Origin of the sequence: uncultured Brevundimonas sp. (assembly GCF_937863155.1) — a bacterium.
Classification (GTDB): Bacteria; Pseudomonadota; Alphaproteobacteria; order Caulobacterales; family Caulobacteraceae; genus Brevundimonas.
In genome coordinates, this window is the sequence record NZ_CALMFB010000040.1 from 1 (window position 1) to 13,249 (window position 13,249).

15 protein-coding genes are annotated in these 13,249 nt (G+C 67.4%); 7 read left to right on the forward strand and 8 right to left on the reverse strand.

The genetic code is table 11. The features are described 5' to 3' along the window. Nucleotides 1–49: 49 nt before the first annotated feature. Genes sufD through Q0581_RS06205 form a run of 5 tightly spaced genes read right to left on the reverse strand, consistent with a single transcriptional unit; the run spans nt 50 to nt 4,899 of the window. The gene (gene sufD, locus Q0581_RS06185; RefSeq protein ID WP_298698648.1) at nt 50–1,057 is read right to left on the reverse strand and encodes a Fe-S cluster assembly protein SufD; all 1,008 of its coding nucleotides are present in this window, start codon (nt 1,055–1,057) and stop codon (nt 50–52) included. Beyond that, the gene (gene sufC, locus Q0581_RS06190) at nt 1,054–1,815 is read right to left on the reverse strand and encodes a Fe-S cluster assembly ATPase SufC (protein ID WP_298698649.1); all 762 of its coding nucleotides are present in this window, start codon (nt 1,813–1,815) and stop codon (nt 1,054–1,056) included. The genes sufD and sufC overlap by 4 nt, the downstream gene beginning before the upstream one ends. An 11-nt stretch (nt 1,816–1,826) precedes the next feature. After that, on the reverse strand, nt 1,827–3,293 hold the full coding sequence (sufB, locus tag Q0581_RS06195; protein ID WP_298698651.1) for a Fe-S cluster assembly protein SufB: 1,467 nt from the start codon (nt 3,291–3,293) through the stop codon (nt 1,827–1,829). After that, the gene (locus Q0581_RS06200) at nt 3,293–4,435 is read right to left on the reverse strand and encodes a cysteine desulfurase family protein (RefSeq protein WP_298698653.1); all 1,143 of its coding nucleotides are present in this window, start codon (nt 4,433–4,435) and stop codon (nt 3,293–3,295) included. The genes sufB and Q0581_RS06200 overlap by 1 nt, the downstream gene beginning before the upstream one ends. Beyond that, nucleotides 4,432–4,899, reverse strand: a complete 468-nt coding sequence (locus Q0581_RS06205; protein ID WP_298698654.1) for an Rrf2 family transcriptional regulator — start codon at nt 4,897–4,899, stop codon at nt 4,432–4,434. The genes Q0581_RS06200 and Q0581_RS06205 overlap by 4 nt, the downstream gene beginning before the upstream one ends. A 155-nt stretch (nt 4,900–5,054) precedes the next feature. Here Q0581_RS06205 and Q0581_RS06210 point away from each other — a divergent pair, with 155 nt between their 5' ends. Continuing rightward, a complete protein-coding gene (locus tag Q0581_RS06210; protein WP_298698655.1) occupies nt 5,055–5,705 on the forward strand; it encodes an alpha/beta hydrolase in 651 nt (216 codons plus the stop codon). Between the two features lie 112 nt (nt 5,706–5,817). Continuing rightward, on the forward strand, nt 5,818–6,171 hold the full coding sequence (locus Q0581_RS06215; protein WP_298698657.1) for an endonuclease domain-containing protein: 354 nt from the start codon (nt 5,818–5,820) through the stop codon (nt 6,169–6,171). Between the two features lie 78 nt (nt 6,172–6,249). On the opposite strand, the gene Q0581_RS06220 is transcribed toward Q0581_RS06215, so the two are convergent. Next, nucleotides 6,250–7,452 (reverse strand): DUF1343 domain-containing protein, encoded by a 1,203-nt coding sequence (locus Q0581_RS06220; protein WP_298698659.1) that lies wholly within the window; start codon nt 7,450–7,452, stop codon nt 6,250–6,252. Further along, complete coding sequence (locus tag Q0581_RS06225) at nt 7,449–7,949, reverse strand: DOMON-like domain-containing protein (protein ID WP_298698660.1); 501 nt, start codon at nt 7,947–7,949, stop codon at nt 7,449–7,451. Before Q0581_RS06225 ends, Q0581_RS06220 begins: the two co-directional genes overlap by 4 nt. Before the next feature lie 197 nt (nt 7,950–8,146). Here Q0581_RS06225 and tyrS point away from each other — a divergent pair, with 197 nt between their 5' ends. From tyrS to Q0581_RS06250, 5 genes are all read left to right on the forward strand, one after another. Then, nucleotides 8,147–9,403, forward strand: coding sequence for a tyrosine--tRNA ligase (gene tyrS / locus Q0581_RS06230; protein ID WP_298698661.1), 1,257 nt, complete (start codon nt 8,147–8,149; stop codon nt 9,401–9,403). A 55-nt stretch (nt 9,404–9,458) separates the two neighbouring features. After that, entirely contained in the window at nt 9,459–9,812 is a 354-nt protein-coding gene (locus Q0581_RS06235) for a GIY-YIG nuclease family protein (RefSeq protein WP_298698662.1), read from the forward strand. After that, the gene (locus tag Q0581_RS06240) at nt 9,805–10,254 is read left to right on the forward strand and encodes a peroxiredoxin (protein WP_298698663.1); all 450 of its coding nucleotides are present in this window, start codon (nt 9,805–9,807) and stop codon (nt 10,252–10,254) included. The genes Q0581_RS06235 and Q0581_RS06240 overlap by 8 nt, the downstream gene beginning before the upstream one ends. Before the next feature lie 173 nt (nt 10,255–10,427). Next, entirely contained in the window at nt 10,428–11,576 is a 1,149-nt protein-coding gene (locus Q0581_RS06245) for a peptidoglycan DD-metalloendopeptidase family protein (RefSeq protein ID WP_298698664.1), read from the forward strand. Further along, entirely contained in the window at nt 11,560–12,111 is a 552-nt protein-coding gene (locus Q0581_RS06250) for a polymer-forming cytoskeletal protein (RefSeq protein WP_298698665.1), read from the forward strand. The genes Q0581_RS06245 and Q0581_RS06250 overlap by 17 nt, the downstream gene beginning before the upstream one ends. Before the next feature lie 61 nt (nt 12,112–12,172). Here Q0581_RS06250 and prfB read toward each other — a convergent pair. After that, nucleotides 12,173–13,249, reverse strand: a protein-coding gene (gene prfB / locus Q0581_RS06255; protein ID WP_349770619.1) for a peptide chain release factor 2 whose coding sequence is annotated in 2 segments (ribosomal slippage) — nt 12,173–13,225 and nt 13,227–13,249 — 1,076 coding nt annotated over the 2 segments. Because the reading frame shifts where the segments join, the coding sequence is not laid out codon by codon here. This gene is flagged as partial in the annotation.

Consider the following 13,249-nt stretch of genomic DNA (forward strand, 5'->3'; position numbering starts at 1 on the left):
CCTCCACCATGCTGCGCATGGTCCCCCTCCCCCGATGGGGGAGGAATAATCACAGCCGCGCCTCCAGCCAGTCGCGCGCCACGTCGCGGGCGCCCTCGTGCTCGATGCGGTCGATCACCTGGCCCAGGAAGGCGTGGGTCAGCAGCGCCCGCGCCTCATCCGCCGGAATGCCGCGCTGCTGCATGTAGAACAGGGCGCTTTCGTCCAGCGCCCCGACCGTATTGCCATGCGCGCACGACACCTCGTCGGCATAGATGACCAGCTCGGGCTTGGCGTCCACCTCGCCGCGTTCGGACAGGATCAGGGCGTGGTGACCCATGCGGGCGTCGGTGCCGTCGGCGCCGCGCTCGACCACGATCTTGCCCTGAAAGACGCCGCGCGCCGCATCGCGCACCACGCCCTTGGCCAGCTGGCTGGTCACGCCGTCGCGGCCGTCATGGGTGACCACGCTGGTCAGGTCGGCGTGACGGTCGCCCGACAGCAGATAGAGGCCGTCCATCCACACCGTCGCCCCTTCGCCGGGGTGGGCGACATGGGTTTCCAGCCGCTGCAGCCGGGCGCCGGTGGTCAGCAGGGTCTGGCTGAACGCCGCTCCTTGACCCAGGCGGACGTCCGCGCGCGACAAGGCGATGGCGTCGGCCGCGTCGTCAGCCAGCACAATGCGGGTCAGTTGCCCGCCCTCGGCCACCTTGATGTTCAGCGCGATGCTTGAGACATAACCGCCTGAACCTTCGTGGCTTTCCAGAATAACCAGGCTGGCCCCGCGCGCCACATCCACCGTCACCGTCGCCTGATGCCCGGCCCCCGCCTGGGTCGAGACGAAGCGCAGGCGCGCGACCTGTTCGCCCTCGACCACCCTGATGGCGGCGTCGCCCCGGCCGTTGACGATCGCCGTCTCGGCGCCGCCCAGGGCCGCGAAGGGGCCGCCCGGCGCCACATCGTCCGGCGCTGACGGCGGGGGCGTCTCACGCAGGAACCGGCGCAGGTCGGTGTATTTCCACGCCTCGACCCGCCGTGTCGGAAAACTGGACGGGTCGCGCAGGTCGACCAGGCTCACGCCGCGCTCTCCAGATCGGCGGGCAGATATTTGTCGTAGCCGTCCTTCTCCAGCTCCAGCGCCAGTTCCGGCCCGCCCGAGGCGACGATGCGGCCGGCGGCCAGCACATGCACCCGGTCCGGTTTGATGTAGTCCAGCAGGCGCTGATAGTGGGTGATGACCAGCATCGACCGGTCCGGCCCACGCAGGGCGTTGACCCCGTCGGCGACGATGCGAAGGGCGTCGATGTCCAGCCCCGAATCCGTCTCGTCCAGGATCAGCAGCGACGGCTCCAGCAGCACGGCCTGAAGAATCTCCATCCGCTTCTTCTCGCCGCCCGAGAAGCCGACGTTCAGGGGCCGCTTCAGCATGTCGAAATCCATGCGCAGCGCCGTGGCCGCCGCCCGCGCGCGCTTCAGGAAGTCGGGGGCCGAAATCTCGTCCTCGCCGCGCCGACGCCGCTGGGCGTTCACCGCCGTGCGGATGAAGGTCAGGGCCGGCACGCCCGGAATCTCGATCGGATACTGGAACGACAGATAGACGCCCATGGCCGCCCGTTCGGCCGGGTCCAGCGGCAGCAGATTCTCGCCGCGCCAGCGCACGACGCCTTCGCTGGCCTCATAGCCGGGACGACCCGACAGGGCGTAACCCAGCGTCGACTTGCCCGCCCCGTTCGGCCCCATGACGGCGTGCACCTCGCCCGCCGGAACGTCGAGCGTCAGGCCCTTCAGGATCGGCTTTTCGCCGACGGAGACATGGAGGTTGGAGATGTTCAGCATTGTTCTTCTTTTTATCCGACCGAACCTTCGAGACTGATCGCCACCAGCTTCTGGGCCTCGACGGCGAATTCCATCGGCAGTTCCTGCAGCACGTCGCGCACGAAGCCGTTGACCAGAAGGGCCACCGCCTCTTCTTCCGACAGGCCGCGTTGCTGGGCGTAGAACAGCTGGTCCTCGCTCAGGCGCGTTGTCGTCGCCTCATGCTCCAGCTGGGCGAAGCCGTTGCGGGCCTCGATATAGGGGATGGTGTGCGAGCCGCACTCCTTGCCGATGAGCAAGGAGTCGCACTGGGTGAAGTTGCGCACGCCGGTCGCCTTGGGGTGCACCGACACCAGGCCGCGATAGGTCGAATCCGACCGGCCCGCCGACACCGCCTTGGCGATGATGCGCGATTTCGAATTCTTGCCCAGATGCACCATCTTGGTGCCGGTGTCGGCCTGCTGGCGGCCGTTGGTGATGGCGATGGAATAGAATTCGCCCGACGATTCCTCGCCCTTCAGGATGCAGGACGGGTATTTCCAGGTGACGGCCGACCCCGTCTCGACCTGGGTCCACGACACCTTGGAGCGGTCGCCGCGACAGTCGGCGCGCTTGGTGACGAAATTGTAGATGCCGCCCTTCCCCTCCGCGTCGCCCGGATACCAGTTCTGGACCGTCGAATATTTGATCTCGGCGTCGTCCAGCGCCACCAGCTCGACCACGGCGGCGTGCAGCTGGTTCTCGTCGCGCATCGGCGCGGTGCAGCCTTCCAGATAGGACACATAGGCGCCCCGGTCGGCGATGATCAGCGTCCGCTCGAACTGGCCGGTGTTGGACGCATTGATGCGGAAATAGGTCGACAGCTCCATCGGGCAGCGCACGCCCGGCGGCACATAGACGAACGATCCATCCGAAAACACCGCGCTGTTCAGGGCGGCGAAATAGTTGTCGGACACCGGCACGACCGTGCCCAGATATTGCCGCACCAGATCAGGATATTCGCGCAAGGCCTCGGAAATAGGCATGAAGATCACACCCGCCTTGGCCAGTTCGGCCTTGAAGGTGGTGACCACGCTGACGCTGTCGAACACGGCGTCCACCGCCACCTTGGGCGCGCCCTGGACGCCGGCCAGCACCTCCTGCTCCTTCAGCGGGATGCCCAGTTTCGCATAGACGGCCAAGAGTTCGGGATCGACCTCGTCCAGCGACTTGGGCCCCTCCTTCTGCTTGGGCGCGGCGTAATAGTGCAGGTCCTGATAGTCGACGGGCGTGTATTTCACCGCCGCCCAGGTCGGTTCCTCCATCGCCTGCCAGCGCTCGAAGGCGGCCAGGCGCCAGTCCAGCATCCACTGGGGCTCGCCCTTCTTGTGGCTGATGAAGCGCACGATGTCGGCGTTCAGCCCCTTGGGCGCGAACTCGGTCTCGATGTCCGAGACGAAGCCGTGCTCATAGGCCTCCAGCGCCGCGACGGCGTCGATGGTTTCCCTGACGGCTCCCATCAGGCCACCTCGGTCGCGGGGCGGTCGGCCCGCGCCTGGCGCTTGTCCCAGGCCGCGATCCAGGCGTCGGCGAAGGCGTCCCAGTCGGCGGCGATGGTGTTCCAGCCGCCCGAGATGCGGATGGCCTGGGTGGCCAGGTCGTCCATGCCCATGGCGACCATGGTCTTGGACGGCTTGGTCTTGCCCGAGGAGCAGGCGCTGCCGGCCGAGACCATGACGCCCGACAGGTCCAGGGTGATCAGCTGTTGCGGGCTGTCCCAGCCAGGGGCGGCCATGAACAGGGTGTTGGGCAGGCGCGGCGAAGCGTCGCCCACGACCACGGCGCCGGCGGCCACAACCCGCGCCTGGGCCGCATCGCGCCAGGCCCGCATCCGGTCCGAATGGCCGTCCGCCAGCTCGCGCGCGGCGCAGTCGGCGGCCACGCCGAAGGCGACGATGCCGGGGGTGTTCTCGGTGCCGGCGCGCAAGCCGCGCTCCTGGCCCGCGCCATGCAGGATGCGCACCGCCTCGCGGCCCGCCTTCATCACCAGGGCGCCCACGCCTTGAAGCCCGCCCAGCTTGTGCCCCGACAAAGTCAGGCTGTCGGCGTCCAGCGCCGCCATGTTCACCGCGATCTTGCCCGCCGACTGGATGGCGTCGACATGCAGCCAGCCGCCCGCCGCCCGCACCAGAACCGCCGCCTGAACGATGGGCTGGATCACGCCGCTTTCGTTGTTGGCATGGTGGATGGCCACCACCGCCCGGCTCGGCCGGCTCAGCGCATCAGTCAACCACGCCAGATCGATCACGCCGTCCGCATCGACCGGCAGAACCTCGACCGCCACGCCCGAGACGGCGGCCGCCTCGGCCACGCAGGGGTGTTCGGTCGCCGAGACGATCAGGCGCTCGCACCCCGCCGCCAGGGCGCTGGCGATCGCCTGGGCGTTCGATTCGGTGCCGCCCGAGGAAAAGACCACCGCCGTGGGGTCGGCTCCGGCCAGATCAGCGACCTGGGCGCGCGCGTTCTCGACCCGCGCGCGGGTGCGGCGGCCCCAGGCGTGGACCGCATTGGGGTTGCCGCCATGGGCCATGACGTCGGCGACGGCCGCCTGCACTTCGGGCCGGACCAGGGCGGTGGCGTTGTGATCCAGATAGACGCTCATGCCGCTGCTTCCACTTCGGTTTGCTGCTGGCGCTCCAGACGCCGCCGCCCGGTGCGTTTCATCACCACGTCTTCCAGCGACACCCCGGCCAGGAAGGCGTGAATCTCGGCGCCCAGGTCTTCCCACAGGTCATGGGCGATGCAGCGTTCGCCCCGCATCATGCAGCCCTGCGGCGACGATCGATGCTGGCACCGCGTCGCGCGGATCGGTTCATCGACCGCCAGCACGATCTCGGCCACCGAAGTCTGGTCCGCGCGCCTGGCCAGCAGATAGCCGCCGCCCGGCCCACGCACCGAGCGCACCAGGCCGCTTTTGCGCAGGCGCGCGAACAACTGTTCCAGATAGCTGAGCGAAATCTCCTGCCGCGTGGCGATTTCGGCCAGAGACACCGCACGCTCGCGGCCGTTGCGGGCCAGATCGGCCATGGCCATGACGGCGTATCGTCCCTTCGTCGACAGGCGCATTGCGGCGTTCCTCACAATTTGCGCGCTTTGTCGGGCTGCTGTGCTAGAACCCGCGCCCTCACGGGCGAAATCGGCGTGCGGGCGGGACTTAGAAAGTCCTACCCTCATGGTCAAGTATTACGCGCCTGCGAAACGATAGTTGAGACGGGATATCCATGCCTGAAGTCATTCTGCCCGGCGCCTCGGGCCGCATCGAAGGCCGCTATTCGCCGGGCAAGCGCCCGAACGCCCCCATCGCCCTGATCCTGCATCCGCACCCCAAGGCGGGCGGGCACATGAACAATCCGGTGGCGGTGACGCTGCACCAGCTGTTCGTCAAACGCGGCTTCGCCACCCTGCGCTACAACAGCCGGGGCGTCGGAAAGTCGCAGGGCGAGTTCGACAGCGGCATCGGCGAGCTGGCCGACGCGGCCACGGCGCTGGACTGGTTGCAGGCCAACAATCCCGCCGCCAGCCAGACCTGGGTCGCCGGCTATCAGTTCGGGGCCTACATCGGCATGCAGCTGCTGATGCGGCGGCCGGAAACGGACGGCTTCATCTCGGTGTCGCCGCCGTCGAACATCTACGATTTCAGCTTCCTGGCCCCCTGCCCGGCCTCGGGCCTGTTCCTGCACGGCACGGCCGACAGCATCGTGCCGCCCATCGAGGTCGAGCGCGTGGTCAACAAGCTGCGCACGCAAAAGGGCATCGTCATCGACTATGAGCTGGAAGAGGGCGCGACCCACTTCTGGCAAGACCATATCGACGCGGTTGACCGCCGCGTGGGGTTGTATCTGGACAAGCGGCTGGAAGAGAATCCGGCGTAATTCCTCCCTCTCCCATTGGGAGAGGGCTTGAGGCTCGCAGAGCGAAGCGATGCGGTAGCCGAAAGGGTGAGGGTCGGCTGCGTCCTGTTTCGCACGATGCTAGCCTCCCGACATGGCCACCCCTCGCACCCGCCTTGCGCGTTCCCTTCGCCAATCCTCAGGCCTCGCCGAGGGCCGCGTCTGGTCCCTGCTCCGCGCCGGCCGGATCGACGGCCACAAATTCCGCCGCCAACACCCCATCGCCCAGTCCTGCGTCGACTTCGCCTGCGACCGCCTGAAACTGGTTGTCGAAATCGATGGTGGCGTTCACGCACGAGAAGACGTCGCCCTGAATGACGCCGAACGTCAGCACGTTCTCGAAGGACTGGGTTGGACCGTGATGCGCTTCACGAACGATCAGGCGCTGTCTCAACCCGACCAGATCCTGGACGCTATTCGAAGACACGCAGCCACATTGCGCGGCTGACAGCCGACCCTCACCCTTTCGCGCCAGAACGACGGCTGCGCCGTCGTGCGCTCAAGCCCTCTCCCAATGGGAGAGGGATCAGTAGATCAGGAACGGCCTGCGCTCTTCCACCCAGGCCGCCTCGTCCGGCCCGGCGACCACGTCCAGATCGCCCGCCTGGGCGGCGCGGTCGTCGACCCATTCGCGCAGGGCGGTCCCGCCGTTGATGGTGTCGATCGGCAGCTTGCCGAAGGCGTACTCATAGGGAAAATCCCGCCACAGATCGTAGTCGGGATACAGGTTGCGGATCGCCTTGAACCCCGCCGCCTGCACCCGCCAGGGCCGGAAGGCGGCGTGGTCATAGACCGGGTCTTCGCAATGGATCTGGACCCCTGAACACAGCTTGCCGACATGTTTGTGGAAGGTCGGTTCGAACCACATGTCCCGCAGCACACAGCCTTCCAGCCAGCCTGGCGCGATGCGGCGCATCTCGGCGATCACCGCCCGCGCGTCGATGTCGGGGGCGCCGAACAGCTCCAGCGGCCGGGTCGTGCCGCGGCCTTCGGACAGGGTCGCCCCCTCGATCATCACTGTGCCGGCATAGGCGCGGGCCATCGACAGGTTCGGGGCATTGGGGCTGGGGTTGATCCAGGCGCGCTGGCCCAGCGGCCAGCCATATCCAGGCGCGGCGCCTGGATCGTAGTTTTCCATTTCGATGACGCGATATTGCACGTCGATCTTGAAGTGATGGATGAACCAATGCCCCATCTCGCCCTGGGTCAGGCCATGCCGCATCGGCATCGGCCCGGCCCCGACGAAGCTTTCCCAGCCCGGCTTCAGCGTCGTGCCCTCGACCGGGCGTCCGGCGGGATTGGGCCGGTCCAGAACCCAGACCTCCTTCCCATGCGCGGCCGCCGCCTCCAGCACGTAAAGCAGGGTCGTGACGAAGGTGTAGATGCGGCAGCCCAGGTCCTGAAGATCGATCAGGATGACGTCGAAGGTCTGCATCCATTCATCGCGCGGGCGCCGCACCTGGCCATACAGGCTAAAGACCGGGACGCCATGCACCGGATCGCGGTAATCCGGGCTTTCCATCATATTGTCCTGCAGATCGCCCTTCATGCCGTGCTGGGGCCCGAAGGCGGCGCTGAGCGTGATCTCCGGGCAGGCCGCCAGGGCGTCCATCGTGTGCGTCAGGTCCGCGGTCACCGAGGCCGGATGGGCCAGCACAGCCACCCGCCGACCCTTCAGCGGCGCCCGCAGCGCGGGATCGGACAACAGGCGGTCGACGCCGAATTTCATGGGATCTCCAGCACGAAGGACGAGGGATGATGAAAGTCCGGCTTATCCGACGCATGGGCCAGCGCCCAATAGGAAATGCGGCCGTCCCGTTCTTCGATCACGGCGGACAGGCCCAGCGCCCGGGCGCCCGGCGGCAGGTCGATCACCGCCTCCAGCGCGACATAGTCCGAACCTGCGTCCAGCAAGGGCGCCTGGATCACCCCGTCCGCCTCGGCCATGCCGGTGCGATAGCCGTCGAAACGATAGGCCGCCCATTGGCCCGAAGGCGACAGGTTGAACTCGCGATAGCCGTCGTCGGTCTGCACGAAGACTTCCATGCAGGTGGTGCGCCACAGACCGTCAGCGCGCCCTTCGGCCGGCGCGGGCCAGGCCAGCCCTTCCACCGCGCCTTCGACAACGTAGCGCAGCCATAGGCCCTGTTCATGGCGCGCCGCCTGGACGGTGATCGTCACATCGGGGCCGGGCGTCGCGGCATGGGGCGTCAGGGCAACACGCATAATCCATCGATGACCGCCCGCTTGACGCCGGTCAACGCCCGCCCTTATCCAGCGGATATGATCGCCTGCTGCGTCACCGCCGCCCGCCTGTACTACCGCCGCTGATTCAGCGAGCGGCCGCGATCCCCTGCGCCGCTTCAAGCCGGCGCGCACTCCCATGAAGACGGCCGCCGGCTTCCCTGCTAACGGAGCCGACCATGACCGACACCGCCTTCACCTCCGACTTTCTGAAGACGCTCCAGGACCGGGGCTACATCCACCAGATCACCCATCCGGCCGAGCTGGATGCGGCGGCCAGCAAGGGCGTGATCGCCGCCTACATCGGTTTTGACGCCACGGCGCCCAGCCTGCACGTCGGCAGCCTGATCCAGATCATGATGCTGCGCCGGCTGCAACAGGCAGGGCACAAGCCGGTCGTCCTGATGGGCGGCGGCACGACCAAGGTGGGCGACCCCACCGGCAAGGACGCCTCGCGCCCGCAACTGACCGACGCGATGATCCAGGCCAACATCGCCTCGATCCAGACGGTGTTCGCCAAATTCCTGACCTTCGGCGACGGGCCGACCGATGCGGTCATGGTCGACAATGACGAGTGGCTGTCGAAATTCGGCTACGTCCAGTTCCTGCGCGAATTCGGGACGCAGTTCACGGTCAACCGCATGCTGGCGTTCGATTCCGTCAAGCTGAGGCTGGAACGCGAACAGCCGATGACCTTCCTGGAATTCAACTACATGCTGATGCAGTCGGTGGATTTCCTGGAGCTGAACCGCAGCCGGAACGTCACCCTGCAGATGGGCGGTTCGGACCAGTGGGGCAATATCGTCTCGGGCGTCGATCTGGTGCGCCGCAACGAAGGCCGCACCGCCTTCGGCCTGACCACCCCGCTTTTGACCACCGCCTCGGGCGGCAAGATGGGCAAGACGGCGCAAGGGGCCATCTGGCTGAACGCCGACCAGCTGTCGCCTTACGACTACTGGCAGTTCTGGCGCAATGCGGACGACGCCGACGTGGGCCGGTTCCTGCGGCTGTTCACCGATCTGCCGCTGGATCAGATCGCGGCGCTGGAGGCGCTGGAAGGCGCCGGCATCAACGACGCCAAGAAGGCCCTGGCCGACGCCGCGACCACCCTGCTGCACGGCGCCGACGAGGCGGCCAAGGCGCGCGCGGCCTCGGAGGCGGCGTTCGAACACGGCCGGCTGTCGGCCGACCTGCCGACCGTCGAACTGCCGCGTGACGAGGTGATCGGGGCCATGATCGCCGCCGTGGCGACCAAGGCCGGCCTGACCGCCTCGAACGGCGAGGCCCGGCGCCTGGCCCAGGGCGGCGGCCTGCGCCTGAACGACGCGGCGGTTGCCGACGGCGCCCAGGCGATCGGCGAGGCCGATCTGAACGCCGACGGCGTGCTGAAACTGGCCGCCGGCAAGAAGAAGATCGTGCTGGTACGGCCTACCTAATTCTTCCGCTCATCCCCGCGAAAGCGGGGAACCAGTGAGAGCCGCGAGCACCGCCATGGCCTTCTTCACCTACATCCTAGCCAGCGGACGAAACGGCACCCTCTATGTCGGCTCGACGGACGATCTCCTGAAGCGCGTCGCCGAGCACAAGGACAAGACCTTCAGAGGTTTCACCGCCAAACACGGCATCGACCAACTGGTCTGGTTCGAAGTCCATGACAGTCGCGAGGGCGCGTTCAGGCGCGAACGCCAGATCAAGAAATGGCTGCGCGTCTGGAAGCTGGAAATGATCGAGACGTCGAATCCCGGCTGGCGTGATCTGTTTGAGGAAACACGGCTGGGCGGTCTGCTGGACGCCAAGGACTGGATCCCCGCTTCCGCGGGGATGAGCGGAGAAGAAAATGCCTGATGTTGGAGATATAGCCCCTCCCCTGTCGCTGCCCACCGATGGCGGCGGTCATGTCGATCTGACCGGCCCCGCCGTGGTCTATTTCTATCCCAAGGACGACACGCCCGGCTGCACCAATGAGGGCAAGGACTTCTCGGCTCTGATCGACGACTTCGCCGCCCTGGGCGTCGCGGTGATCGGCGTGTCGCGCGACACGGTGAAGAAGCACGACCGGTTCAAGACCAAGCATGATCTGAAGGTCGTTCTGGCGTCCGACGAAGACGGCGGGGTCACCGAGGCCTGGGGCGTCTGGGTCGAGAAACAGCTGTATGGCCGCAAATATATGGGGATCGAGCGGGCGACCTTCCTGATCGACGGCGCCGGCGTCGTGCGCCGCGCCTGGCGCAATGTCAGGGTCACGGGCCATGCGTCCGAGGTTCTGGAGGCCGCCAGAGCCCTGTGAACCCTTGACCCAAGATCACCGGCAGATTCGCGGGCGCAACCCACAGGGGAAAAACTCGCCAGAGCAGTTACGCCTTAACCGTCAGCGGACGAAATGATGGTTAACAATGGGTGAACAGTATTGCACAAACGTCACGGCTCTCGGATAAAGCTGCGTACCGGGGGGTGTGGCGTATGGTTCAGGATCACCAGAGCGGAAGGCGTTCAGTAATCGAACGCTGGTTCCCCGAACGGCATCTGTATCTGCGATCTCACGGTGAAACCCGCGGCTATGTCCTGTCCAGCGGCCGTCAGATGATGGCGGCGGCCGCCGGCGCCCTGCTGGTCGGCTGGACCCTGATCGCATCCGGCGGGGTGCTGTTCGAGATGGTGTCGGAAAGCACGGCGGATCAGGCCGTGCGCCGCGCCCGCGCCGAATCCGAACGCCGCAACGCCGATCTTCAGGCCCGCCTGGACAGCGCCGTGGTGCGGATGACCGCCACCACTGGCTCTCTGGACGACATGGCCACCATGGTCGAGCGCCGCCACGCCGCCCTGGCCCAGGTCATGACCCTGTTCCACGGCGTCCAGGGCGCCGAAGAGGCCCTGAAACCCGCCGCCCCGCGCACGAATGACGGCAATCCCGTGCGGCGCATGCTGCGGGTGCGCATGGATCAGGAACGCTTGATCGCCCGCGCCGAGACCGAGGCCCAGACGCGGGCCGAGCGTCTGCGCCTGGCCTTCCGCCTGGCGGGGCTGAACCCGGCCGCCTATGCGCCGCAAGGGACGGCCCTGGGCGGGCCGCTGGTCGAGGCGCGCGATCCCAAGGCCCTGGCCGCCGTTCTGGACGTGGACGAGGCCTTCGCCCTGCGCATCCGCAGCGCGGCCGACAATCTGAACGACATGCGCGGCCTGGCCGACGCCGCCCAGGGCCTGCCGTTCAATCGCCCGACCCAGGCGCGCACCACCTCGGGCTTCGGCGTGCGGTTCGATCCGTTCAACGGCCGCCCCGCCGTGCATCAGGGCCAGGACTTCGCCGCCCCCCTGAACACCCCCATCCACGCCACGGCGCCGGGCGTGGTTTCGTTCGCCGGAGTGCGTTCAGGGTATGGAAAGACTGTTGAGATAGACCATGGCCGCGGTTTCAAGACGCGCTATGCCCATCTGAACGCCACGGCGGTGACGCCTGGCCAGCGTGTCGCGCTGGGCCAGCGTGTCGGCGCCATGGGTTCGACCGGTCGCTCCACGGGCGTCCACCTGCACTATGAAGTGTGGATGGATGGCCGCCCGCTCAATCCAGCCCGCTTCATGAAAGCCGGAGATCAACTTGTTCAACAAGACTAAATCCCCCGCCCCGGCCAAGCCCGCCGCCCAGCCGATCCCGCCGCTGCCCGACCTGCCGTCGCCCAGCCAGCCGCGCCCGGCCGCCGCCGCGCCTGCCGCCGCCCCGGCGCCCGCCGCCGCGCCCGGACGGGGCCTGTCTGTCCTGTCCGCCGACCTGCAGTTCACGGGCAATGTGACCGGTTCCGGCGACCTGCAGATCGACAGCCAGGTCAAGGGCGACGTCCGTGTCGGCCGCCTGATCGTCGGTGAAACCGGCGCGGTCGAAGGCAATGTCGCGGCCGACTATGTCGAGGTGCGTGGCCGGATCGTCGGCGGCGTCTCGGGCAAGCAGGTCAAGCTGATCTCCACCGCCTACGTCGATGGCGACATCACGGCCGAACAGCTGTCGATCGACATCGGCGCCTATTTCCAGGGCCGCGTTCTGCAAGGCTCGCGTCAGCCGGCCCCGACCGCCCAGCCCGCGCCTCAGCCGGCCCCGGCGCCCGCGCCGGCCGAGCCTGTGCCGCACATCCCGGACATGAAGGCCGGCGCCTGACACGCAAGGGCCACGATGAACAAAGGCCCCGGAGCGATCCGGGGCCTTTTTCTTGGTCGGTCTATTCCACCGTCTCGCCGCGCTTGTCGCCAACGCGGGCGGCCAGGGCGGCGCCCATGAAGGCGTCCAGATCGCCGTCCAGCACCCCCTGGGTGTCGCTGGTTTCCACCTCGGTGCGCAGGTCCTTCACCATCTGATACGGCTGAAGGACATAGGATCGGATCTGGTGACCCCAGCCGATGTCGGTCTTGGCGTCGGCCAGGGCCTGGGCCGCCGCCTCGCGCTTCTGCAACTCCAGTTCGTACAGGCGCGCGCGCAGCATCTTCCACGCCTGATCGCGGTTCTGGTGCTGGGACCGGCCGGCCTGACAGGCGACGACCGTGTTGGTCGGAATGTGCGTCAGACGCACCGCCGAATCCGTCTTGTTGACGTGCTGGCCGCCCGAGCCCGAGGCGCGATAGGTGTCGGTGCGCACGTCGGCCGGATTGATGTCGATCTCGATGGTGTCGTCCACCACCGGCGACACCCCGACCGAGGCGAAGCTGGTGTGCCGCTTGGCCGCCGCGTCATAGGGGCTGATGCGCACCAGCCGGTGCACGCCCGATTCCGACTTCAGCCAGCCATAGGCGTTCGGCCCGGTGATCAAGAGCGTGGCGGACTTGATCCCGGCCTGTTCGCCGGCTTCCTCGGCCTCGACCTCGACCTCATAGCCATGGGCGCGGGCCCAGCGCGAATACATGCGCAGCAGCATGCCGGCCCAGTCGTTGGACTCGGTGCCGCCGGCGCCGGAGTTGACCTCCAGATAGGCGTCGTTGCCGTCGGCCTCGCCGGACAGCAGGGCCTCCAGCTCGGCGCGGGCGGCGCGTTCTTTGATGGCCTTCAGGCTCTCGCGCGCGTCGTTCAGCGTCGCCTCGTCGCCCTCTTCGTCGGCCATGTCGGCCAACATGACGCCGTCTTCCAGACCGCGCTCCATCTCCTTGACGGCGCTGATCTGGGCTTCCAGGCGCGAGCGTTCGCGGCTGACGGCCTGGGCCTGTTCGGGATTGTCCCACAAGGTGGGGTCCTCGACCCGGGCGTTCAGCTCATCCAGTTTTCGTACGGCGACATCCCAGTCAAAGACGCCTCCTGAGCAGAGCGA

What these genes read in the sequence shown, in the direction of transcription:
- Q0581_RS06245 (WP_298698664.1), top strand. Translation starts at nt 10,428, where the DNA reads ATGGTTCAGGATCACCAGAGCGGAAGGCGTTCAGTAATCGAACGCTGG.
- Q0581_RS06240 (WP_298698663.1), top strand. Translation starts at nt 9,805, where the DNA reads ATGCCTGATGTTGGAGATATAGCCCCTCCCCTGTCGCTGCCCACCGAT.
- Q0581_RS06210 (WP_298698655.1), top strand. Translation starts at nt 5,055, where the DNA reads ATGCCTGAAGTCATTCTGCCCGGCGCCTCGGGCCGCATCGAAGGCCGC.
- Q0581_RS06220 (WP_298698659.1), bottom strand. Translation starts at nt 7,452, where the DNA reads ATGAAATTCGGCGTCGACCGCCTGTTGTCCGATCCCGCGCTGCGGGCG.
- Q0581_RS06205 (WP_298698654.1), bottom strand. Translation starts at nt 4,899, where the DNA reads ATGCGCCTGTCGACGAAGGGACGATACGCCGTCATGGCCATGGCCGAT.
- tyrS (WP_298698661.1), top strand. Translation starts at nt 8,147, where the DNA reads ATGACCGACACCGCCTTCACCTCCGACTTTCTGAAGACGCTCCAGGAC.
- sufC (WP_298698649.1), bottom strand. Translation starts at nt 1,815, where the DNA reads ATGCTGAACATCTCCAACCTCCATGTCTCCGTCGGCGAAAAGCCGATC.
- Q0581_RS06225 (WP_298698660.1), bottom strand. Translation starts at nt 7,949, where the DNA reads ATGCGTGTTGCCCTGACGCCCCATGCCGCGACGCCCGGCCCCGATGTG.
- sufB (WP_298698651.1), bottom strand. Translation starts at nt 3,293, where the DNA reads ATGGGAGCCGTCAGGGAAACCATCGACGCCGTCGCGGCGCTGGAGGCC.
- Q0581_RS06215 (WP_298698657.1), top strand. Translation starts at nt 5,818, where the DNA reads ATGGCCACCCCTCGCACCCGCCTTGCGCGTTCCCTTCGCCAATCCTCA.
- Q0581_RS06235 (WP_298698662.1), top strand. Translation starts at nt 9,459, where the DNA reads ATGGCCTTCTTCACCTACATCCTAGCCAGCGGACGAAACGGCACCCTC.
- Q0581_RS06200 (WP_298698653.1), bottom strand. Translation starts at nt 4,435, where the DNA reads ATGAGCGTCTATCTGGATCACAACGCCACCGCCCTGGTCCGGCCCGAA.